Consider the following 2,010-nt stretch of genomic DNA (forward strand, 5'->3'; position numbering starts at 1 on the left):
GTTTTTCTTGGTTTTGACTTTTGAACAGAGGGGTGATCTTCCAATCTGAACCACCGGCGGCCCGCGACATCGCGGCCCTGCCGGCGGGGGCCCACCGTGGGGGCCCCCATCGGCGACGCCGCGGCGGTCCTGGTGCTGGCGGCCGGTGATACCGCGCGGCGGCTGGCGCGGCGCCCGGCCTGGGTGCGCGGCGCCGACCACCGGATGGACAGCCACTATCCGGGAACCCGCGACCTGACCCGCGTCGACACGGTGACGGTGGCCGCGGCGAAGGCCGCCGAGCAGGCCGGTTTCGCCGCCCGCGAGGTCCAGATCGCCGAACTGCATACCGAGTACAGCTATCAGGAACCGTTGCTGGCCCAGGCACTCGAACTGTCCGGGGCAACGATCAATCCGGGGGGCGGGCCACTGGTCGCCCGGCCCACCACCGCCACCGGACTCATCCGGATCGGCGCCGCGGCACAGCACATCCTGACCGGTCGCGCGGACCGCACGCTGGCACACGCCACCAACGGGCCCGCGCTCCAGCAGAACATGATCTGCCTTATGGAGGGAGACCGGTGAAACTCGCGGTCGTCGGAATCGGACAGAGCAAACAGGCAAAGAAGCGCAAGGTCACCATCGGCGCGATGGTGCGCGAAGCCGTCGACGAGGCAATGGCCGACGCCGAACTGGAATTCGGCGATATCGATGCCGTCGTGCTGTCGAAGACGCCCGACCTGTTCGACGGGGTGATGAATCCCGAGCTCTACCTCGCCGACGCGATGGGAGCCCGCGGGCTACCGGTGACCCGGGTGTTCACCGGCGGCAGCGTCGGCGGGCACGCCGCCATCTACGGCGCCCATCTGGTGCAGGCGGGTCTGGCCCGGCGGGTGCTGGTGGTCGCGTATTCGAAGGAATCCGAAGGTGATTTCACCTGGGCGCTGTCACGCGGGCTGCCCTTCAGCGCGCAACTCGGCGCGGGTGCCGGGGCGCATTTCGCACCGGTGATCCGGGAGTACATCCGCCGGTCCGCGGCACCCGAGCACATCGGCTGGCAGATCGCGGTCAACCACCGTCTCAATGCCACCCGGAACCCGTACGCGCATATCCAGTTACCGGATATCACCGTGGAGCAGGTGCGCGAATCCCGGATGCTCTGGGATCCGATCCGTTTCCTGGAATCGTGCCCCTCGTCGGATGGTTCGTGCGCGGTGGTGATCACCGGGGAAGCCGACGCCCACCACACCGGCCGTCCCCCCGCCTGGATCCACGGCATGTCGTGGCGCACCGAAACCGGTCACTTCGCCGGGCGCGACGAGGTGAATCCAGAGGCCGGAAGGCAGTGCGCCGCCGAGGCGTACCGGCAGGCCGGGATCACCGATCCGGCCCGCGAGATCGATACCGCCGAGCTCTACATCCCCTACAGCTGGTTCGAACCGATCTGGCTGGAGAACGTGGGCCTGGCCGAGGTCGGCCGGGGGTGGAAGGTGGTGGATTCCGGCCGCACCGCGTTCGGCGGGGACCTGCCGATCAACCCGTCCGGCGGAGTGCTCTCCGGAAACCCCACGGGTGCAACCGGTCTGCTGCGGTTCGCCGAGGCGGCCATGCAGGTACGGGGTACCGCGGGTGCGCATCAGGTCCCGGACGCGCGCCGCGCCATCGGCCACGCCATGGGCGGGGCGGCCCAGTTCCACGCGCTCTGGGTGGTCGGCTCCGAACCACCGAATTCTTGACCGGCGGTTCCGGCGCCATCCACCGGACCCACCACCGCATCGGCCCGGCACGGGCGACAACGCTTCCGCGTACCGCGGGACCACACGAGAAGAGGAGAGAGCAGTGATGCGATACCTCCACGTCCGCTGCGGCTTACGCGGACCGCATATCACCGTTTTCGAGGAGAGATCATGATGCGATACCTCCGCCTCCGCTACGGCCTCCGCAGGCCGCATGTATCAGTTTCTGAGGAGAGATGATGATGCGATACCTCCGCCTTCGCTGCGGCCTCCGCGGATCGCATGTAACAGTTTT

General features: G+C 68.2%; 2 protein-coding genes. Both read left to right on the top strand.

Going from position 1 to position 2,010, the window contains the following annotated elements; genetic code table 11:
- Nucleotides 1-96: 96 nt before the first annotated feature.
- Nucleotides 97-564, top strand: a complete 468-nt coding sequence (locus ACLML9_RS28630) for a hypothetical protein (protein WP_411948410.1) — start codon at nucleotides 97-99, stop codon at nucleotides 562-564.
- Nucleotides 561-1,715, top strand: a complete 1,155-nt coding sequence (locus ACLML9_RS28635) for a thiolase domain-containing protein (protein ID WP_411948411.1) — start codon at nucleotides 561-563, stop codon at nucleotides 1,713-1,715. The genes ACLML9_RS28630 and ACLML9_RS28635 overlap by 4 nt, the downstream gene beginning before the upstream one ends.
- The last annotated feature ends 295 nt before the right edge of the window (nucleotides 1,716-2,010 follow it).

Source organism: Nocardia sp. NPDC002869 (assembly GCF_046764065.1).
Classification (GTDB): Bacteria; Actinomycetota; Actinomycetes; order Mycobacteriales; family Mycobacteriaceae; genus Nocardia; species Nocardia rhamnosiphila.